The organism is Streptomyces lienomycini, assembly GCF_027947595.1.
Classification (GTDB): domain Bacteria; phylum Actinomycetota; class Actinomycetes; order Streptomycetales; family Streptomycetaceae; genus Streptomyces; species Streptomyces lienomycini.
This window is the reverse complement of record NZ_CP116257.1, coordinates 2,266,995-2,287,214: the sequence shown is the minus strand read 5'-3', so window position 1 is coordinate 2,287,214 and position 20,220 is coordinate 2,266,995. Positions and strand designations below refer to the sequence as shown.

Annotated in this window: 19 protein-coding genes; 14 read left to right on the top strand and 5 right to left on the bottom strand. The window is 71.9% G+C overall.

What is annotated here, in order from left to right:
• Positions 1-193: 193 nt before the first annotated feature.
• From BJ961_RS10370 to BJ961_RS10310, 14 genes are all read left to right on the top strand, one after another.
• Positions 194-1,507, top strand: coding sequence for a hypothetical protein (locus tag BJ961_RS10370; protein WP_271321034.1), 1,314 nt, complete (start codon positions 194-196; stop codon positions 1,505-1,507).
• A 91-nt stretch (positions 1,508-1,598) separates the two neighbouring features.
• The gene (locus tag BJ961_RS10365) at positions 1,599-2,171 is read left to right on the top strand and encodes a GNAT family N-acetyltransferase (protein WP_271321033.1); all 573 of its coding nucleotides are present in this window, start codon (positions 1,599-1,601) and stop codon (positions 2,169-2,171) included.
• A 149-nt stretch (positions 2,172-2,320) separates the two neighbouring features.
• Positions 2,321-2,404, top strand: a complete 84-nt coding sequence (locus BJ961_RS36120) for a putative leader peptide (protein ID WP_309475039.1) — start codon at positions 2,321-2,323, stop codon at positions 2,402-2,404.
• 151 nt (positions 2,405-2,555) lie between these two features.
• The gene (locus BJ961_RS10360; RefSeq protein ID WP_271321032.1) at positions 2,556-4,253 is read left to right on the top strand and encodes a nitrite/sulfite reductase; all 1,698 of its coding nucleotides are present in this window, start codon (positions 2,556-2,558) and stop codon (positions 4,251-4,253) included.
• Entirely contained in the window at positions 4,250-4,429 is a 180-nt protein-coding gene (locus BJ961_RS10355) for a hypothetical protein (protein WP_003972819.1), read from the top strand. Before BJ961_RS10360 ends, BJ961_RS10355 begins: the two co-directional genes overlap by 4 nt.
• Positions 4,426-5,136: a phosphoadenylyl-sulfate reductase gene (locus BJ961_RS10350; RefSeq protein ID WP_271321031.1), complete on the top strand. Its 711-nt coding sequence runs from the start codon at positions 4,426-4,428 to the stop codon at positions 5,134-5,136. The genes BJ961_RS10355 and BJ961_RS10350 overlap by 4 nt, the downstream gene beginning before the upstream one ends.
• 1 nt (position 5,137) lies before the next feature.
• Complete coding sequence (gene cysC / locus BJ961_RS10345) at positions 5,138-5,746, top strand: adenylyl-sulfate kinase (RefSeq protein ID WP_271321030.1); 609 nt, start codon at positions 5,138-5,140, stop codon at positions 5,744-5,746.
• Entirely contained in the window at positions 5,743-6,681 is a 939-nt protein-coding gene (gene cysD, locus BJ961_RS10340) for a sulfate adenylyltransferase subunit CysD (protein WP_271321029.1), read from the top strand. Before cysC ends, cysD begins: the two co-directional genes overlap by 4 nt.
• Positions 6,682-6,683: 2 nt before the next feature.
• On the top strand, positions 6,684-8,039 hold the full coding sequence (locus BJ961_RS10335) for a sulfate adenylyltransferase subunit 1 (RefSeq protein WP_271321028.1): 1,356 nt from the start codon (positions 6,684-6,686) through the stop codon (positions 8,037-8,039).
• Between the two features lie 233 nt (positions 8,040-8,272).
• Positions 8,273-9,376 (top strand): aliphatic sulfonate ABC transporter substrate-binding protein, encoded by a 1,104-nt coding sequence (locus BJ961_RS10330; RefSeq protein ID WP_271321027.1) that lies wholly within the window; start codon positions 8,273-8,275, stop codon positions 9,374-9,376.
• A gap of 32 nt (positions 9,377-9,408) precedes the next feature.
• The gene (locus BJ961_RS10325) at positions 9,409-10,203 is read left to right on the top strand and encodes an ABC transporter ATP-binding protein (RefSeq protein WP_271321026.1); all 795 of its coding nucleotides are present in this window, start codon (positions 9,409-9,411) and stop codon (positions 10,201-10,203) included.
• Positions 10,190-11,092 (top strand): ABC transporter permease, encoded by a 903-nt coding sequence (locus BJ961_RS10320; RefSeq protein ID WP_271321025.1) that lies wholly within the window; start codon positions 10,190-10,192, stop codon positions 11,090-11,092. The genes BJ961_RS10325 and BJ961_RS10320 overlap by 14 nt, the downstream gene beginning before the upstream one ends.
• 8 nt (positions 11,093-11,100) lie before the next feature.
• Positions 11,101-11,853 (top strand): sirohydrochlorin chelatase, encoded by a 753-nt coding sequence (locus BJ961_RS10315; RefSeq protein ID WP_271321024.1) that lies wholly within the window; start codon positions 11,101-11,103, stop codon positions 11,851-11,853.
• Between the two features lie 389 nt (positions 11,854-12,242).
• Entirely contained in the window at positions 12,243-14,513 is a 2,271-nt protein-coding gene (locus BJ961_RS10310; RefSeq protein WP_271321023.1) for an MMPL family transporter, read from the top strand.
• A 71-nt stretch (positions 14,514-14,584) separates the two neighbouring features.
• Here the strand turns inward: BJ961_RS10310 and BJ961_RS10305 are convergent, their stop codons facing one another.
• The 5 genes from BJ961_RS10305 to BJ961_RS10285 form a co-directional block, all read right to left on the bottom strand.
• Complete coding sequence (locus BJ961_RS10305) at positions 14,585-15,838, bottom strand: glycosyltransferase (protein WP_271321022.1); 1,254 nt, start codon at positions 15,836-15,838, stop codon at positions 14,585-14,587.
• Positions 15,835-16,614 (bottom strand): 23S rRNA (adenine(2058)-N(6))-methyltransferase Erm(O), encoded by a 780-nt coding sequence (gene erm(O) / locus BJ961_RS10300; RefSeq protein ID WP_271321021.1) that lies wholly within the window; start codon positions 16,612-16,614, stop codon positions 15,835-15,837. The genes BJ961_RS10305 and erm(O) overlap by 4 nt, the downstream gene beginning before the upstream one ends.
• Before the next feature lie 308 nt (positions 16,615-16,922).
• Positions 16,923-18,215 (bottom strand): ABC transporter substrate-binding protein, encoded by a 1,293-nt coding sequence (locus tag BJ961_RS10295; protein WP_271321020.1) that lies wholly within the window; start codon positions 18,213-18,215, stop codon positions 16,923-16,925.
• Positions 18,215-19,048, bottom strand: coding sequence for a carbohydrate ABC transporter permease (locus tag BJ961_RS10290; protein ID WP_271321019.1), 834 nt, complete (start codon positions 19,046-19,048; stop codon positions 18,215-18,217). Before BJ961_RS10290 ends, BJ961_RS10295 begins: the two co-directional genes overlap by 1 nt.
• Positions 19,045-19,992, bottom strand: coding sequence for a carbohydrate ABC transporter permease (locus BJ961_RS10285; protein WP_271321018.1), 948 nt, complete (start codon positions 19,990-19,992; stop codon positions 19,045-19,047). The genes BJ961_RS10290 and BJ961_RS10285 overlap by 4 nt, the downstream gene beginning before the upstream one ends.
• Between the last annotated feature and the right edge of the window lie 228 nt (positions 19,993-20,220).

Here is a 20,220-nt window from a genome sequence, read left to right as displayed (position 1 = left end):
GCCGTCTGCCGGAGGCCCCGGAGGCCCCGGTGCCCCCGGACGGCTGTAAAGACGGGTTGATTTCGCATATTTGCATCGTCCGCGTCCCCCGACCCGTCCGTCTGTCGTAGCATCCTCTACGGGCCGCCCCATCCGCTCCTCGGTCAACGCGACCACCGTCGAGCGCAGTTGGTTCGGTGCCGGTGGAGGTTCTATGAAGCAGCGCGGCAGACACCGCCGACGCAGACGGGGCAGGGCACTGCGCGCCGCCCTGACCGGCGCGGCTCTCGCGCTGACCGGCGCGGCCACGCTGATCAGCGCCTCGCAGGCCACGGTGGCCGACGATCCGGGCGCCCTCGAACCCCTCACCTCCGCCGCCGAGACGGACGCGCTGCGGCTCACCGAACACCGCGTACCGCGGCCCTGGCTGGACCGGCTCTCCGCTTCCATGGGCGACCCGGTGGGCGTCGACACCGTCCTCGACTCCGCCGACCACACGCTGCGCGACGCCGGCGACTGCACGGCCGGGGCGCGCGAGGCACTGCCCGTCTCCCCCGCCGCCACCCGCGCGTACTGCTGGGACGACGCCGACACCGACGGCTGGCGGCCCGGCGCGGTCACCACCTCCGGGGACGCCGACGAGGACGGCCTGTGGGGCACCCACCGCGTCATCCTCTCCGCCTGGTCCCGCGACGACGGCACACCCGAAGGGGGCCTCGCCCGGGTCTCCTTCGTCGACGCCGACGACCCGGACCGCCTGGGCTACACCTCGGCGCTGCTCGCCGTACCGGTCGACGGCGGCCACGACTACCGGGGGCTCGACTCCCCCGTCACCGGCATGGTCTGGTACCAGGACAAGCTGCTGGTCACCTCGTCCGCCGGAGACCGCGACGCGCTGTACGTGTACGACGTGGAGCGGGTCCAGCGCGCCACCACCGCGGCCGACGCCGTCGGGCGGGTGCCCGGGGGCTGGGCGGCGGGCGGCAACCGGTACGTGCTGCCCGCCATCGCCTCCTACCGCCTCCCCGACACCGACGGCGCGGCCCGTCCCGGCGCGATCTCGCTGGACCGCAGTACGGCCCCCGACAGTCTGGTGGCCGGCGAACGGGTGGACGCGGACGGCGACCGCCCCACCCGCCTGTGGCGCTACTCGCTGAGCACGCTCGCGGACCCCGAGCGCACCGGGCTGCCCGTCACCGACTCCGCCGGGCACGTGCACGCGGTGGAGGCGTACCGGACCGGGGCGGCCGAGGTCGGGGGCGTGCTGTCGTACCGTCCGCCCGGGGCGGCACGGTCCGACTGGTATCTCGGACGTGCGGCCGGTGGACAGGACGGACGCGGGACCCTGTGGCGCCAGGACACGGACGGCGCCCGGGCCACGGAGTGCGGGGCCGACCAGTCGCAGCAGTGCTGGAGCGGGCGGGCGGGATCGATGTCGTACTGGGCGCGGACCGGCGAGGTCTGGTCCCAGTCGGGCCGCATGCTGTTCGCGCTGCCGCTGACGTCGATCCGGGACGCGCTCGACTGACGCGTCGCGTCCGGCGTCCGCCCCGGCACCCGTTCCGGCCGTTCGGGGCGGGGATCGACAGATCCGCGGAGCGGATGGTTCCCTGACCGGCATGACCAACATCGCCGTGACCACGTGGTCCCTGGAGCAGACGGCGCCCACCGATCTGCTGCCGGCCGCCGCCCCGGAGGGGGACGTCAGGATCGTCCGCGCCGAGGTGCCCTCGCCCGAGTTCAGCCGCTTCCTGTACGCCTCGGTCGGCGGCGACATCCGCTGGACGGACCGGCTCGGCTGGAGCCACGCGCGCTGGCGGGAGCACCTGGAGCGGCCGGGCGTGGAGACCTGGGTCGCCCACGACCGGGGCACGCCCGCCGGGTACGTGGAGCTGGCGCCCGGCGACGACGGGGTCGTGGAGATCGAGTACTTCGGCCTGATCCCGGCCTTCCGCGGCCGGCGCGTCGGCGGCCACCTCCTCTCCTACGGCACCGCCCGCGCCTGGGACCTGGCCGAGCGCTGGCCCGGGCTCGCCACCACCAAGCGGGTCTGGCTGCACACCTGCAGCAAGGACGGCGCGTACGCGATGGACAACTACCAGCGCCGGGGCTTCCGCCTGTTCGACACCAAGGTGGAGGAGGAGGCGGACGTCGCCACACCGGGGCCGTGGCCGGGCGCCTTCCCCCGCTGAGCCGCTCCGACACGCCTGTTTCCGGCCGTCCGACCAGCCAGGTCACCGCACTGTGACCAACGACACCCTTGTCTCACTCTACGGGACAAGGGTGTCCGCATTTTGGATTAAGCTGGACCAGTAACAGATCGCCGTGCCACGCTTCCGTCATGCCTGGAACTGGAATTGCCTTGGTGAGTCGGCGCCACGTCGACCTCGGCCGCATGTCCAGCGCCATCTGTCCGGGCCGCTGAGAGCACCCTCCAGCACCTCCGGATTTCCCGCATTCGCCTCGCTCCCGCGCAATGACGCGCACGCGTGTCTCCTCTGTGTCCACGTAGTGCCATGCGCCATGCGCGCAGGTCAGAGCAGCATTCCGCCTGTCTTGAAGGACGTGTGTCAACCATGGCCGCCACGCCACCCAACCCCGCTGCCGCGACCCCACGCCGCAAGGTGAGCCGTCACCGCGGCGAGGGCCAGTGGGCGGCCGGGCACTTCACCCCGCTCAACGGCGCCGAGCAGTTCAAGAAGGATGACGACGGTCTCAATGTGCGGACACGCATTGAGACGATCTACTCCAAGCGGGGCTTCGACTCCATCGACCCCAACGACCTGCGCGGACGATTCCGGTGGTGGGGCCTGTACACCCAGCGCCGCCCCGGCATCGACGGCGGCCGCACCGGTCTCCTGGAGCCCGAGGAGCTCGAGGACGAGTACTTCATGATGCGCGTCCGCATCACCGGCGGCCGGCTCACCACCGAGCAACTGCGCACCATCGGCGAGCTGTCCGAGACGTACGCCCGTGGCACCGCCGACATCACCGACCGGCAGAACATCCAGTTCCACTGGGTCCGCATCGAGGACGTGCCCAGCATCTGGGAGCGGCTGGAGGCCGTCGGCCTGTCGACCACCGAGGCGTGCGGCGACTGCCCGCGCGGCATGCTCGGCTCCCCGGTGGCCGGAGTCGCCGAGGACGAGATCATCGACGGCACGGCCGCCCTGGACGAGATCGCCCGCCGCTACCTCGGCGACCCGCGCTTCTCCAACCTGCCGCGCAAGTACAAGACGGCGGTCTCCGGTTCCCCGCTGCTCGACGTCGCCCACGAGATCAACGACATCTCCTTCGTCGGCGTGGTCCACCCCGAGCACGGCCCCGGCTTCGACCTGTGGGTCGGCGGCGGGCTGTCCACCAACCCCAAGTTCGGTGTGCGGCTGGGCGCCTGGGTGCCCGAGTCCGAGGTCCCGGACGTGTGGGAGGGCGTCACCTCCATCTTCCGCGACCACGGCTACCGGCGGCTGCGCAACCGCGCCCGCCTGAAGTTCCTGGTCGCCGACTGGGGCCCGGAGAAGTTCCGGCAGGTCCTGGAGGACGACTACCTGGGCCGCAAACTGCTCGACGGCCCGGCGCCCGAGATGCCCGCGCAGCAGTGGCGCGACCACATCGGTGTGCACCGCCAGAAGGACGGCCGCTTCTACGTCGGTTTCGCCCCGCGCGTGGGACGCATGGACGGCTCGGTGCTCACCAAGGTCGCCGAGCTGGCCGAGAACCACGGCTCGGGACGGGTCTCCACCACCGTCGAGCAGAAGATGATCGTCCTCGACGTGCCCGGCGACCGGGTCGACTCCCTCGTGGAGTCCCTGGAAGCGCTCGACCTGCGGGTCAAGCCCTCCCCGTTCCGGCGGGGCACGATGGCCTGCACCGGCATCGAGTTCTGCAAGCTCGCCATCGTCGAGACCAAGGAGCGCGGCAGCGACCTGATGGACGAACTCGAGCGCCGGATGCCCGAGTTCGACGAGCCGCTCACCATCAACATCAACGGCTGCCCGAACGCCTGCGCCCGCATCCAGACCGCGGACATCGGCCTCAAGGGCCAGCTGATGACCGACTCCGAGGGCCGGCAGGTCGGCGGCTACCAGGTGCACCTGGGCGGCGCCCTCGGCCTGGAGCCGAGCTTCGGCCGCAAGGTGCGCGGCCTGAAGGTGACCTCGGACGAGCTGCCGGACTACATCGAGCGCGTCCTCACCCGCTTCCAGGCCGAGCGCGAGGACGGCGAGCGCTTCGCCGCCTGGGCGGCCCGGGCCTCCGAGGAGGCTCTGTCGTGAGCGAGCGCGCCGCGCCCTTCTACTGCCCCTACTGCGGCGACGAGGACCTGCGTCCCGGTGAGCAAGGACACGGCGCCTGGGAATGCGGGGCCTGCAACCGCGCCTTCCAGTTGAAGTTCCTCGGGCTGCTCGCCCGGGGTCTTCAGCCCAACTCCACGGGAGGGGAACCGATATGACGACGCTTCAGGAAGAACACACGACCGACGACCTCAGGGCGCTGGCCGAGCGGGCGGGCCGCGAGCTGGAGGACGCCTCCGCGCTGGAGATCCTCCGGTGGGCGGCCGAGACGTTCGGCGACCGGTTCTGCGTGACCTCCTCCATGGAGGACGCGGTCGTCGCCCACCTCGCCTCCCGCGCCCTGCCCGGCGTGGACGTGGTCTTCCTCGACACCGGTTACCACTTCCCGGAGACCATCGGCACCCGCGACGCCGTCGAGGCCGTGATGGACGTGAACGTCATCACGCTCACCCCGCGCCGGACGGTCGCCGAGCAGGACGCCGAGTACGGCCCGAAGCTGCACGACCGCGACCCCGACCTGTGCTGCGCGCTGCGCAAGGTGAAGCCGCTGGAGGAGGGGCTGGCGGGCTACCGGGCCTGGGCGACCGGGCTGCGCCGCGACGAGTCCGAGACCCGGGCCAACACGCCGGTCGTCGGCTGGGACGAGAAGCGGGGCAAGGTGAAGATCTCGCCCATCGCCAAGTGGTCACAGGAAGATGTGCAAACGTACGTCACCGAGCACGGCGTCCTCACCAACCCGCTGCTCATGGACGGCTATGCCTCCGTGGGCTGCGCGCCCTGCACCCGTCGTGTGCTGGAGGGCGAGGACGCCCGCGCCGGACGCTGGGCGGGCCGCTCCAAGACCGAGTGCGGACTGCACGGCTGACATGACGACCACCACCCGAGCGACGCCCACCGGGCCGACCGGCACCGGGCCATCGAGATCCAGGGAGAACCACGTGACGACCGGAGCCACCGTCTGGCTCACGGGGCTGCCCAGCGCCGGCAAGACCACCATCGCCCGCGAGCTGGCCGACCGCCTGCGTGAGGAGGGCCGGCGCGTCGAGCTGCTCGACGGCGACGAGATCCGCGAGTTCCTCTCCGCGGGCCTCGGCTTCGACCGTGCGGACCGGCACACCAACGTGCAGCGCATCGGCTTCGTCGCCGAACTGCTCGCCCGCAACGGCGTCACGGCGCTGGTCCCGGTGATCGCGCCGTACGCGGACAGCCGCGACGCGGTCCGCGAACGCCACGGGGCGAACGGCACGGCGTACGTCGAGGTGCACGTCGCCACGCCCGTCGAGGTCTGCTCGGTACGCGACGTGAAGGGCCTGTACGCCAAGCAGGCCGCGGGTGAGCTGACGGGACTCACCGGGGTGGACGACCCCTACGAGGAGCCCGTGAAGCCCGACCTGCGCATCGAGTCGCAGGACCAGACCGTCCAGGAGTCCGCCGCGGCGGTCCACGCCCTGCTCACCGAAAGGGGACTGGCATGACGACGACCGCCGCAGCGGCCCGGGAGGGTACGGCGGGCCCGTACGCCCTCTCCCATCTGGACGCTCTCGAGTCGGAAGCGGTGCACATCTTCCGTGAGGTGGCGGGTGAGTTCGAGCGGCCGGTGATCCTGTTCTCCGGCGGCAAGGACTCGATCCTGATGCTGCACCTGGCGCTGAAGGCGTTCGCCCCGGCCGCCGTGCCGTTCTCCCTGCTGCACGTGGACACCGGGCACAACTTCCCCGAGGTCCTGGACTACCGCGACCGCGCGGTCGAGCGGCACGGGCTGCGGCTGCACGTCGCCTCCGTGCAGGACTACATCGACCGCGGGGTGCTGCGCGAGCGCCCCGACGGCACCCGCAATCCCCTCCAGACGCTGCCGCTGACCGAGAAGATCCAGGCGGAGAAGTTCGACGCGGTCTTCGGCGGCGGGCGCCGGGACGAGGAGAAGGCGCGGGCCAAGGAGCGGGTGTTCTCGCTGCGGGACGAGTTCTCCCAGTGGGACCCGCGCCGTCAGCGCCCCGAGCTGTGGAACCTGTACAACGGCCGGCACGCCGCCGGTGAGCACGTCCGCGTCTTCCCGCTCTCCAACTGGACCGAGCTGGACGTGTGGCAGTACATCGCCCGCGAGGGCATCGAGCTGCCGCAGATCTACTACGCCCACGAGCGCGAGGTCTTCGCCCGCTCCGGCATGTGGCTGACCGCCGGCGAGTGGGGCGGCCCCAAGGACGGCGAGACGGTCGAGAAGCGGCGGGTGCGCTACCGCACGGTCGGCGACATGTCCTGCACCGGCGCCGTCGACTCCGACGCCGACGACATCGAGAAGGTCATCGCGGAGATCGCCGTCACCCGGCTCACCGAACGCGGCGCCACCCGCGCCGACGACAAGATGTCCGAGGCCGCGATGGAAGACCGCAAGCGCGAGGGGTACTTCTAACCATGACCAGCACCACAGAACCCGCCGAGCCGCTGTCGGTCTGGCAGTTGTCGGAGACGACGCTGCTGCGCTTCGCCACCGCCGGCTCGGTCGACGACGGCAAGTCCACGCTGGTCGGCCGTCTCCTGCACGACTCCAAGTCGGTCCTCACCGACCAGTTGGAGGCCGTCGAGCGCGCCTCCGCGAGCCGCGGCCAGGACGCGCCGGACCTCGCGCTGCTCACCGACGGCCTGCGGGCCGAGCGCGAGCAGGGCATCACCATCGACGTGGCCTACCGCTACTTCGCCACCCCGCGCCGCCGGTTCATCCTGGCCGACACCCCCGGGCACGTGCAGTACACGCGGAACATGGTCACCGGCGCCTCCACCGCCGAGCTGACGGTGATCCTCGTCGACGCCCGCAACGGCGTCGTCGAGCAGACCCGCCGGCACGCCGCGATCGCCGCCCTGCTGCGCGTCCCGCACGTCGTCCTCGCCGTCAACAAGATGGACCTGGTCGACTACCGGGAGCCCGTGTTCGCGGCCATCGCCGAGGAGTTCACGGCGTACGCCACCGAGCTGGGCGTCCCGGAGGTCACCGCGATCCCGATCTCGGCGCTCGCCGGGGACAACGTGGTGGAGCCGTCGGCGGTCATGGACTGGTACGGGGGCCCGACCGTCCTCGAGCACCTGGAGACCGTCCCGGTCAGCCACGACCTGGCGCACTGCCACGCCCGGCTGCCCGTGCAGTACGTGATCCGGCCGCGCACCGCCGAGCATCCCGACTACCGCGGGTACGCGGGCCAGATCGCGGCGGGCACCTTCCGCGTCGGCGACGAGGTCACCGTGCTGCCGTCGGGCCGCACCTCGAAGGTGTCCGCCATCGACCTGCTCGGCGAGCCCGTCGACGCCGCCTGGACACCGCAGTCGGTGACGCTGCTCCTGGAGGACGACATCGACGTCTCCCGCGGCGACCTGATCGTGCCCAGCGAGGACGCCCCGGCGACCAGCCAGGACGTCGAGGCCACCGTCTGCCACGTCGCCGACGCGCCGCTCACCGTGGGCCACCGGGTCCTGGTCAAGCACGGCACCCGCACCGTCAAGGCGATCGTCAAGGACATCCCGGCCCGGCTCACGCTGGACGACCTGTCCCTGCACCCGCACCCGGGGCAGCTCGCCGCCAACGACATCGGCCGGGTGAAGATCCGCACCGCGGAGCCGCTGCCCGCCGACTCCTACGCCGACTCGCGGCGCACGGGTTCCTTCATCCTGATCGACCCCAGCGACGGCACCACCCTCACGGCCGGCATGGTCGGCGAGTCCTTCGCCGCGCCGGAGCCGGTCAAGGACGCGGCGGACGACGACGGGTGGGACTTCTGAACATGTCCTCCCCCGACTTCTACTCCATGTTCGCCAAGGAGGGCGGCCGCGTCGGCAGCGGCGCCCTCGGCAGCGGGCAGGGCGGAGTGTCGCGATGTGCGCGCTGACGTACGCGCACCGCTCGCGCGCCCTCGCCCCCCACAGCCGAAGACCTGCCGACCTCCCGGCCACGACCTGACCCCTCGGACCAACCGACAGGCGTGCGAGCCGGACCAACGAGAGGAACACCTCCCGTGCCTGCCACCAACGCCCTGCGCCGCACCCTCGCGGTCATAGCCGCCCTTCCCCTGCTCACCCTGGCCGCCTGCGGGTACGGCTCCGAGGCGAAGGACGACGACACCGCCAAGGTCGCCGAGGGCGCCGAGAAGATCGACGGCCTCGACTCCGTCCGGATCGGCTACTTCGGCAACGTCACCCACGCGACGCCGCTGGTCGGCAACCAGAAGGGCTTCTTCCAGAAGGCACTGGGCGCCACCGAGGCCAAGTACGCGACCTTCAACGCGGGCCCGTCCGAGATCGAGGCGCTGAACTCCGGCTCCATCGACATCGGCTGGATCGGCCCCTCCCCCTCGATCAACGGCTACACCAAGTCCGGCGGCAAGAACCTGCGCATCATCGGCGGTTCGGCCTCGGGCGGCGTGAAGCTCGTGGTGAACCCGGACAAGATCAAGACGCTCGACGACGTCAGGGGCAAGCGCATCGCCACGCCGCAGTTGGGCAACACGCAGGACGTGGCGTTCCTCAACTGGATCGCCGAGCAGGGCTGGAAGGTCGACGCGCAGAGCGGCAGGGGCGACGTGACGGTCGTCCGCAGCGACAACAAGGTCACGCCGGACGCCTACAAGGCGGGTTCCCTGGACGGGGCCTGGGTGCCCGAGCCGACTGCCTCCAAGCTGGTCGCCGAGGGCGGCGAGGTGCTGCTCGACGAGTCGACGCTGTGGCCGGACGAGAAGTTCGTCATCACGAACATCATCGTGTCGCAGAAGTTCCTCGCGGAGCACCCGAAGGCCGTGGAGGCCGTGCTCAGGGCCTCGGTCGACACCAACGAGTGGATCAAGGCCAACCCGGACGAGGCGAAGGAAGCGGCCAACAGGCAGTTGGAGAAGGACACCGGCAAGGCCCTGCCGGCCGAGGTCCTGGACCCGGCGTGGAAGTCGATCGAACTCACCGACGACCCGCTGGCCGCCACCCTCGACGCCCAGGCGGAACACGCCGTGAAGGCGGGCCTGCTGGAGAAGCCCGACCTGAACGGCATCTACGACCTCACGCCGCTCAACAAGGTCCTCAAGGCCAAGGGCGAGCCCGCGGTCGACGACGCCGGACTCGGCGTCAAGTAAGCCCGGATCCGACCACCCAGGAGGTGACGACCATGGCCACGACCACGACCCTCGCCAAGGCCGCCGACGGCACCGAGCCGGCCACGTACGCCGCCCGCATCGAGCACGTATCGAAGTCCTTCGCGGGCCCCGCCGGGCAGCAGCTCGTCCTGGACGACATCACCCTCGATGTGGCGCCCGGCGAGTTCGTCACCCTCCTGGGTGCCTCCGGCTGCGGCAAGTCCACACTGCTCAACCTGGTGGCGGGCCTCGACCGGCCCAGCGCCGGCGAGATCACCACGGACGGGCGACCGGCCCTGATGTTCCAGGAGCACGCCCTGTTCCCGTGGCTGACCGCGGGCAAGAACATCGAACTCGCCCTGAAGCTGCGGGGCGTGCCCAAGGCGGAGCGCCGGGACAAGGCGGAGGAGCTGCTCGAACTCGTCCGGCTGACGGGCGCGTACGGCAAGCGGGTGCACGAGCTGTCGGGCGGTATGCGCCAGCGGGTCGCGATGGCCCGGGCGCTGGCGCAGGAGAGCAGGCTGCTGCTGATGGACGAGCCGTTCGCGGCGCTGGACGCCATCACGCGGGACGTGCTGCACGACGAGCTGACCCGGATCTGGCGCGAGACGAAGTTGTCCGTGCTGTTCGTGACGCACAACGTGCGCGAGGCCGTGCGGCTGGCCGAGCGCGTGGTGCTGCTGTCCTCCCGTCCCGGGCGGGTGGCGCGCGAGTGGACGGTGGGCATCCCGCAGCCGCGCCGTATCGAGGACACCGACGTGGCGGAGCTGTCCGTCGAGATCACCGAAGAACTGCGTGGGGAGATCCGCCGCCATGGCCAGCACTGACACGACGCGTCCCGCAGGCGCGAAGGACGGCGGCGATCTCGCCGGCCTGGAGGCGGGCCTGGACGCGCTGGACTCGGTGCAGCAGGGGCGCACGCCGTGGCGGCAGACCGTCGTGGAGAAGATCCTGCCGCCCACCGTCGCCGTCCTGCTGGTGCTGGCGGTGTGGCAGGCACTGGTCTCCTTCGAGATCGTCGACGACCCGACCAAGCTGCCCGCCCCGGCCGACGTGTGGGACGTCCTCCACCAGGCGTGGCTCGAGGGGGAGTTGCTCGGCTACATCTGGACCAGCGTCTCGCGCGGTCTGCTCGGCTTCTGCTTCGCGCTGCTCATCGGTACCCCGCTGGGGCTGCTGGTGGCGCGGGTGAAGTTCGTGCGGGCGGCGATCGGCCCTATCCTGTCCGGCCTCCAGTCGCTGCCGTCGGTGGCCTGGGTGCCGCCGGCCGTGATCTGGCTGGGCCTGAACAACTCGATGATGTACGCCGTGATCCTGCTCGGCGCGGTGCCCTCCATCGCCAACGGCCTGGTGTCCGGCGTCGACCAGGTGTCCCCGATCTTCCTGCGCGCGGGCCGCACCCTCGGCGCGACGGGACTGAGGGGAACCTGGCACATCGTGCTGCCGGCCGCGCTGCCCGGCTACGTCGCCGGTCTCAAGCAGGGCTGGGCGTTCTCCTGGCGCTCGCTGATGGCCGCCGAGATCATCGCCTCCTTCCCCGATCTCGGGGTGGGCCTGGGCCAGTTGCTGGAGAACGGCCGCAACGCCAGCGACATGGCCATGGTGTTCGAGGCGATCCTGCTGATCCTGGTCGTCGGCATCGCCATCGACCTGCTGATCTTCAGCCCGCTGGAGCGGTGGGTGCTGCGCAGCCGCGGTCTGCTGGTGAAGGGCTGAGGCACATCATGTCCGCTCCGGTCCGCCCCGTACTCCTGGTCGTCGCCCACGGCAGCCGCGATCCGCGGCACGCCGCGACCGTGCACGCCCTGGTCCGCCGGGTCAGGGCGCTGCGCCCGGACGTACGGGTGGAGACCGGTTTCCTGGACTTCAACGTCCCCTCGGTGCGGGGCGCGCTGGAGTCCCTGGAGACGGAGGGCGTGCGGGACGTGGTGGCTCTCCCGCTGCTGCTGACCCGGGCCTTCCACGCCAAGGCGGACATCCCGGCGGTTCTGGCGGCCGCGCCTTCGAGGCTCAGGATCCGGCAGGCCGAGGTGCTCGGTCCGTCGCCGCTGCTGCTGTCGGCGCTGGAGCGGCGCCTGTACGAGGCGGGTCTCACGCCCGCCGACAAGTCCTCGACCGGGGTCGTGCTGGCCTCGGCGGGGTCCTCCGACCCGGAGGCGATCGCAGTGATCGCTGACATCGCGCGGGAGTGGCGGCTCACCGGTTGGTGCGCCGTGCGGCCTGCGTTCGCCTCCGCATCCCTTCCGCGCACCGAGGACGCCGTGCGGCGGTTGCGCGAGCTGGGCTGTGCGCGCGTCGCCGTCGCGCCGTACGTCCTGGCGCCCGGTTTCCTGCCGGACCGTATCGCGCGCGGCGCGGCCGGGGCGGACGTGCTGGCGGACGTCCTGGGCCCGTCGCCGGAGGTGGCGCGGGTCCTGCTGGAGCGGTACGACGCGGCGCGGGTGCGACGCCGGGTGCGGGTGGCCGTCGGGGCCTGACGGCCACGACGGGCGGATGCGGGCGAGGCCACCGGTCCGCCGGTCGGCGTCCGGTCCGCCGGTCTGCTCCGGTCCGCCGGTCGGCCCCTGCCCCCGGGAACGAGACGGCCGTCGTGCCCCGTGGGGGTGGGCACGACGGCCGGTCCGCGCACGACTCCGCGGAAGGCCCCCGGTGCGTCACCGTACCCTGATCCGGCACCCCTGGAACCCCCGGTAGATGTAAGGGGCCGGGATCCTCCTCAGCGGTGAGGGCGGCGGTACGGAGGGATGAGCCGACGGCCGCCGCACGTCACCGGAGAGCACGACGCGACGTCCTTACAGCGGCCATACCTTCGAAACGCAAGGTGACGGCAGGGGGCCGGCACCGCTCACGAGGGGGCAGGCCCGTCATGCGGAACCGAGAGACACGGGTGCGGGGCATAGCCGCCCGGGCCGGCGGCTGGAGCGCCCGGCACCGATGGGCCGCCGTCGGGATCTGGGTGCTGTTCGTCGTCCTGGCGATGGGGCTCGGCTCGGCGGCCGGCCGGGTCGACGTCAAGGACAGCGACCAGATGGGCGGCGAGACGCACACCGCCGCCCGCATCGTCGAGGACGCCGGGATCGACGAACCGGCCAGTGAGAGCGTCCTGATCCAGGCGAGGGACGGCGGGCCGAAGGCGACGGACGCCGAGTTCCGGGCGGCGGTCACCGCGGTCGTCGCCGCGGTGGAGGGGACCGGGAAGGTCACCGGCGTGACCTCGCCGTACGACGCGCGGACGATCTCGAAGGACGGCCGCAGCGCGCTGGTGCAGTTCGACATGCGCGGCGAGGCGGACACGGCGGGCGAGCGGGTGGAGCCGGTCCTGGAGGCCGTCGCGGGCGTCCAGAAGGAGCACGGGTCGCTGCGGATCGAGGAGATCGGCGGCGCCAGCATGATGAAGACGTTCGACGACGCGTTCGGCGACGACTTCAAGAAGGCCGAGTACTCGGCGGTTCCGGTGGCCCTCGGCATCCTGCTCGTGGCGTTCGGCGCGCTGGTGGCGGCGCTGGTCCCGGTGGCGCTGGCGATCACCGCGATCGTCGCGACGATGGGCCTGATGGGCCTGGTCAGCCACTTCCAGCCGATGAGCGACACCGCGAACTCCGTGATGCTGCTGGTCGGTCTGGCCGTCGGCGTCGACTACTGCCTGTTCTACCTGCGCCGCGAGCGCGAGGAGCGCGCCGCCGGCCGGGACGCGCAGACGGCGCTGCGGATCGCCGCCGCCACCAGTGGCCGGGCGATCGTCGTCTCCGGGGTCACGGTGTGCGTGGCGATGGCGGGCATGCTGTTCACCGGAATCTCCGAGTTCGAGGCGATGGGCCTGGCCTCGCTGATGGTGGTCGCGGTCGCCATGGTGGGCTCGGTGACGGTGCTGCCGGCGCTGCTGTCCCTGCTGGGCGAGCGGGTGGAGAAGGGCCGCGTGCCGTTCCTGCGCCGGCGCCGGCCGGGCGGTGGCACCGGTGAGGGCAGCCGGTTCTGGACGGCCGTGCTCAAGCGCGTACTGGCCAGGCCGCTGCTGGCGGCGGTGGTCGCCGTCGGCGCGCTGCTGGCCGTCGCCGCACCGGCCCTGGGGATGAAGACGCAGAACCTGACGCTGGACCAGGAGTTCGGCGACTCGCTGCCGATCGTGCAGACGTACAACCGGGTCAACGAGGCCTTCCCCGGCGGCTCCGACCCGGCCGAGGTGGTCGTGAAGGCCGACGACATCAACGCGCCCGAGGTGCGGGCCGCGCTCGCCGACTTCCGGGAGCGGGCGATCAGTTCGGGGGCCTCGCGCGGTCCGGTGGACATCACGACGCACGACGAGCAGAACGTCGCGCTGGTGTACGTCCCGCTGGTGGGCGGCTCGGACCAGGACAGGGCGGGCGAGAGCCTGGACAGGCTGCGGGACGACGTGCGTCCTGCGACGCTGGGCAAGGTCGAGGGTGTCGAGGCCCCGATCACCGGTCAGGTGGCCGGCAACAAGGACTTCAACGACCAGCTCGTCGGATCGGTCCTGCCGGTGTTCGTGTTCGTGGTGGTCTTCGCCTTCCTGCTGATGCTGCTGTCCTTCCGCTCGCTGACGGTCGCGATCACCTCGATCGTCCTCAACCTGCTGTCGGTGGGCGCCGCGTACGGCATCCTGGTCGCCGTCTTCCAGCACGGCTGGGGCGCCTCGCTGGTGGGGGCGGAGGGCGTGGGCGCCATCATCACGTGGCTGCCGCTGTTCCTCTTCGTGATCCTGTTCGGCCTCTCCATGGACTACCACGTGTTCGTGGTCTCCCGGATCCGCGAGGCCCGGCTGCGCGGGCGCTCCACCCGGGACGCGATCCAGCACGGGGTGGTCACCACGGCGGGGGTCGTCACCAGTGCCGCCGTCATCATGGTCGCGGTGTTCGCCATCTTCGGGACGCTGTCCATGCAGTCCATGAAGCAGATGGGCGTGGGCCTGGCGGCTGCGGTGCTGATCGACGCGACGATCATCCGCGGCGTCCTGCTGCCGGCCGTGATGTCCCTGCTCGGGGAGCGCAACTGGTACCTGCCGAAGTGGCTGCACCGGCTGCCCGACCTGACCCACGACGAGGCGCCCGAGGCGATCGCGCCGACGGCCCGGGACGGCGTGGGCGAGCGCGGGGAGCGGGGTGAGCGGGTCGGGGTCTGATCCGCCGCTCCTGCCGCAGGACCCGTCGGTTTGGGGGGAACCGACGGGTCCTGCGGTGGTGTGGTGCGGGGTCAGCCCTTCGCGGCGGCCAGCTGCGCCTCGATGAGGTCCGCGGCCCGCCCGGTGCCGCCCTCCTGGGCCATCTGCGCCTGGATCTCCTTCAGGCGCCCGGCCACCTCCGGGTCGTCGACCAGGGCGAGGGCGGCGGTGCGCAGCGCCTCGGCGGTGGCCTCCTCGGTCGCCAGCGTGCGGGCGACGCCGAGGCCCTGGAGCATGTCGGCGTTGCCGAACTGGTCCGCGGCCTGCGGTACGGCGATCATCGGCGTGGCGGTCGCCAGGCCCTCCTGGCTGCCGCCGGCGCCCGCGTGGGTGACGAACAGGTCGGCCTGCTGGAGGATCGCCAACTGCGGTACCCAGGTGCGCACGTCGACGTTGTCCGGTACGTCACCCAGCTCGGCCCGGTCGACGTGCCTGCCGACCTGGAGCACCGTGTGCCAGCCGGGCAGCTCGCCGAACGCCTTGACGCACTCCCGGTAGAACGCCGGCTGCTTGGTGAAGGCGGACCCGAGGGAGACGAGGGCGACCTTCTCGGCGTCCTCGGGGCGCGTCCAGTCGCCCTCGGCGGTGCGGTCCCCCTGGCAGGCGCCGACGAAGGTGTACGCCTTCTCGTCCACCCGGTCGGCGTTGGGTTGGAGCGCCTTGGGGATCAGGACCAGGGAGCGGTCGGGGCGGCCGAGGAACGAGTCGGGGTGCTCGGTGATCCCGTTCTCCTCCAGCCAGGCGTGGAAGCGGGCGTAGTACGCCTGCCCGCGCTCGGTCTTCAGCGGCTCCTCCCACATCGGCTCGCCGACCTCCTGCTCGTACCCCTCCCAGCCGACCATGCAGGGCGACAGGGAGATCGCCGGCACGCCCCAGCGGTGGCCGAGGACGCGGGCGGTGTAGGAGGCGATGTCGTGCAGGATCAGGTCCGGTTCGTCGCCCTCGTACGCCTCGGTGAGCTGGGGGAGCGACTGGATCGCGTCGTCCAGGAAGGGCTCCACGTTGTCCAGCAGGGTGCTCCCCCACGCCTCGGGATCGGCGTCGGGGCCGGGCAGGGTGCTGTGCCACAGCTTGGGTTCGGCGCCCGCCTCGGCGACCTTCTCCGCGAGGAGCGGCGGGATCGCGTACGTCACCCGGTGCCCTCGCGCGACGAGCTCGCGGATCACCTCCAGGCTGGGGTTCACGTGGCCGTAGGCGGCGATGGAGAACATGGCGATGTGCGCGGGACTGGTCATGCGACGACCGTATACGAGACGAGACGTCTCGTACAACTTGTTTGGGGTCATGCCGTCAGCTCCTCGTGCAGCCGCAGCCACCGCTCGGGCGCGACCTCGCCGACGAGTGCGCCGGGGTCGAGCCGCGCGGCCCGGAAGGCGGCGTCCACCCGGCGCCGCGGGTGGGCACGCCGCAGGGAGGCGTGCAGCGAGCCGCCGACGCCCGAGAACCCCAGCTCGACCAGGTCCGCCCAGCCGCGCCCGGCGGCGCCGCCGATCAGCGGGGCGGGGCGGCGTTCGATCCGGAGGATGCCGGCGTCGACGCGTGGCGCGGGACGGAAGCGGTGCCGGTCCACGCGGCCCACCAGCCGCCACTCGTGGCGCGGCCAGGTCAGGACGGTGAGCCGGGTCCAGCGGCCGTAGTCGCCGGTGCGTCTGCGGGCGTACTCGAGTTGGGTGAGGAGGGTGGCGTCGGTGAGGCCGGGGGCGGTCAGGCACCAGTCGACGATGTCGGCCGTGCGCGAGAAGGGCACGTTCCCGGCGACCGAGAACGGCGTGCGCGGGGGCCGGGCGGCGAGGAAGTCACCGGCGACGACGTGGACGTGCGGGCGGCGTCCGAAGCGGGCGCGGAGTCCGGGGACGAGCCGGGGGTCGATCTCGTAGGCGTGCAGTTCGCGGCTGCGGCGGGCGAGCGGCTCGGTGAGGGCGCCCTTGCCCGCGCCGACTTCGAGCAGGAGGGGAGGGCGCCGGTGGTCGGGGGCGGCGAGCCGGGCGACGCGTTCGGCGGTGGGGCGGTCGGCGAGGAAGTTCTGCGAGAGCGTGCGGGCACGCTGGGTGGGGCGGGCCATGGCCTGCGGTCCTTGTCTTCCGTGACAGGGGGAAACGGGCAGCCGAAGGCCCTGACCGGAAGACGGGGGCAAAAGGGAACGCGGAGGCTCAGCCCCGCCACGCCCGCCTGGGGCGTGTCCTGCGCGCCGGGCGCGTCAGTGGCGGGGGGACCCCGGGCCGGTCAGGACTCCGGGGCCGCGACGCATCCTGATGGAGTACGTGCAGCCCCGGCCGAGACCGGAGTCGAAGATCGCGTTGAAAGCTGCCACGGGCGCGACGTTAGACGGCCGTGCGCCGAGCGGGCAACGGGTTTTCGCGCGGACGGCCGTCAGCGCTGGTACCGGGCGAGTACCAGGTTCCCGTCCTCCTCCAGTCTGTGGCGCAGCTCGTCCATGCCGATCGCGCCGCTGTAGTACTCCTGGAGTGCCGGGGTCGCCACCTTGTCCTTCCACTCGGCGTAGCCCCGTACGGACTGCGCGGGCGCCGAGCGCAGGTGGGCGGCGAGCGCGGTGCCGGTGGCCCAGCCGCGTTCGGCCGTGTGCAGCGCGGGGTCCTTCAGGGCCTGCTCGCCGGTGGGGAGCATCCAGTCGCCGAGTGCGAGGCGCACCGTGTTGTCCGGCTGGAGGAGGAAGTCGACGAACGCGGCGGCCTCCTTCTTGTGCGGGCTGTCCTCGGCGATCGACAGGGTCTGCGGGCTGACGCCCTGGGCGAGCCCGTCGGCGCCGGCGGGGGCGGGCAGCACCTGCCAGTCGAAGCCCTCGGGGGCCTGCTGCTCGATCTGCTGGCGGTAGGAGAAGCCGAGCGGCACCATGGCGTACTTGCCGGCGAAGAAGCCGGGCAGGGTGTCGGAGCCGCCGCTGCCCAGGGTGGTGGGTGAGGCGCTGCGGTCGGTGTCGACCTGGTCGTGGATGGTGCGGGGCACCACCTGGTCGCCCTCCTCGAAGCGGACGGTCACCCTGCCGTCGGCGCCCCGGTGGAACAGCTCGCCGCCGGTGGACAGGGAGAGGTTCAGCGTGGCGGAGACGGGCTCCTTGAGCGGCCAGGCCACCCCGTACCTTCCGTCGCCGCTCAGCTCCTTCGTCACCTGCCGGAACTCCGCCCAGGTCCAGGGGTGTTCCGGGGTCGGGATCCGGACGCCGGACTTCTTCAGCAGGGCCGCGTTGGCGATCAGTACGCGCGGTTCCTGGAGGAACGGCACGCCGTAGACGCCGTCGCCGAACGTGACCGTCTCCCAGCTGCGCCGCGGGATGTCCGACCTCAGCCGCGCGGGCAGCAGTTCGGTGAGGTCGGCGAGGTAGCCGCCGTAGGCGAAGTCGGCGAGGTCGTCGGAGGCGTCGTGGATGATGTCGGGCGCCTCGCCGCCCTCGAAGGAGGTGAGCAGTTGGTCGTGGACGCTGTCCCAGCTTCCCTGGACGTACTCGACGCGCACGTCCGGGTGTGTGGCGTTCCACTCCCGCACCAGGTCCTTGTTGGCCTGCACCGACTCGTCCTGCCAGGCCAGGGACTGGAAGCGCAGGGTGATCCGGCCGCCGTCCGCCCCGTCGCCGCCGCCCGAGCAGCCCGTGAGCAGCAGGACGGCACAGGCGAACAGGGTGAGGATCCTCGTGGGCGTCCGCGTCATCAGCTCTTCACCGCCCCGGCGAGCATGCCGCCCGTGATCCGCCGCTGGATGAGCGCGAAGACCAGCAGCGAGGGCAGCGTCGCGAGGAAGGCCGCCGCGGCGAGCGGTCCCAGGTCGGCGACGCCCTCGGCGCCGATGAAGTGGGTGAGGATCACGGGCAGCGTCTGTCTCTCCGGTGTCTTCAGCAGGACCAGCGCGAAGAAGAACTCGTTCCACGCGGTGATGAACGCGAACAGGGCCGTCGCCACGATCCCCGGCGCGAGCAGCGGCGCGGTCACCGAGACCAGGGTCCGCAGCCGCCCGGCGCCGTCGACGGCGGCCGCCTCCTCCAGCTCGGCCGGGACGGCGCGGACGTATCCGGAGAGCATCCACAGCGCGAACGGCAGCGACCACACGACGTACACCATCACCAGGCCGGGGACCGAGTTGATCAGGCCGAGGTTCTTCAGGACCAGGAACAGCGGGATGATCAGCAGGACGAAGGGGAAGGCCTGGCTGACCACCACCCAGCCCGTGGCCGCCTGGGTGAGCCGGCCGCGGCGGCGGGCCATGACGTACGCCATCGGTGTCGCGATCACCACCGCGATCAGGGCGGCGCCGAGTGCGGCGAGCAGGGAGTTGAGCGCGGCGTGCAGCAGCGGCTGTTCGTCGAAGGCCTGCCGGAAGTTGTCGAGGGTGGGGTTCTTGGGGATCCAGGTGGGGTGCAGACTGGCCAGCTCGCGCGGCGGTTTGAAGGCGAGGGAGATCAGCCAGAGGAACGGGAAGGCGAGGAAGACGAGATACGCGAGCAGCGCGGCGTACTGGCCCACGCGGGCCCCGGTCGAGGTCCTCATGCCGGGCTGCCTCCCTTGGTCGCGCCCCGGATCCGGCCGACGAGGAAGACGGCCAGCAGGATCGAGATCACGGCGACCATGACACAGCCCATCGCCGCCGCGTACCCGAACTGTCCGTAGCGGAAGGCCTCTTCGTAGGCGAAGAGCATGGGCAGCCGGGTGCGGCCGCCGGGTCCTCCGTTGGTCAGCACGTAGACCAGCGCGAAGGAGTTGAAGTTCCAGATGAGGTTCAGCGCGGTGATGGCGAGGGCGACGGGTCTGAGGGCGGGCCAGGTGACCGTGCGGAAGCGGCGCCAGGCTCCCGCGCCGTCGACCGCGGCGGCCTCGTGCAGTTCGCGCGGGGTGTTCTGGAGTCCGGCGAGCAGGGCGACGGTCGTCTGCGGCATGCCGGCCCAGACGCCGACGACGATGACGGCGGGCAGGGCGGTGCCGAGGCCGCTGAGCCAGTCGCGGCCGTCGCCGAGGCCGAGGTCGCGCAGGGTCTCGTTGAGGATGCCCGCGTCCGGGTTGTAGACCAGGCGCCACATGATGCCGACGACGACCTCGGGCATCGCCCAGGGAATGATCGCGAGGGCGCGGGCCAGCCAGCGCAGCCGGAGGTTCTGGTTGAGCAGCAGGGCGAGGCCGAGGGCGAGCAGGAACTGCGGCACGGTCACCCCGACGGCCCACACCAGGCCGATGCGGAACGACTCCCAGAACAGCGTGTCGTGCAGCAGGTCCCGGAAGTTCAGGGCGCCGATCCACTGGGTGGCCCGCGTACGGCCGGACTGGGCGTCGGTGAACGCCAGCGAGATGCCGTAGAGCAGCGGCCCCACGCTGAGGACCAGGATCGGGATCAGCGCGGGCAGCACCAGGAACCAGGCGCCGTGGTCCGGGCCGCCGGGCGGGCGGTCCGGACCGGGCGCACGACGCGCCGGTCTCCTCGAATCGGTCGCCGATGTCACGTGTGCAACCCCTTCGCGCGGCTCGGGCGGGCCTGGTCATGGTCGTGAAGTGACCGCGTCCCGTCAAGTGCCCGCGTACACCCTCCCACCTGTGCGAATGCGACACTGGCCGACGGACGGCGGGAAGCCCGCGGGCCCGGCGACCGCGAGGGACGCCGCGAGGGACGCCGCGAAGACGGCGGACCCCAGGACCGCGCGGACGAAGACCGCACGGACGAAGACGGCAGA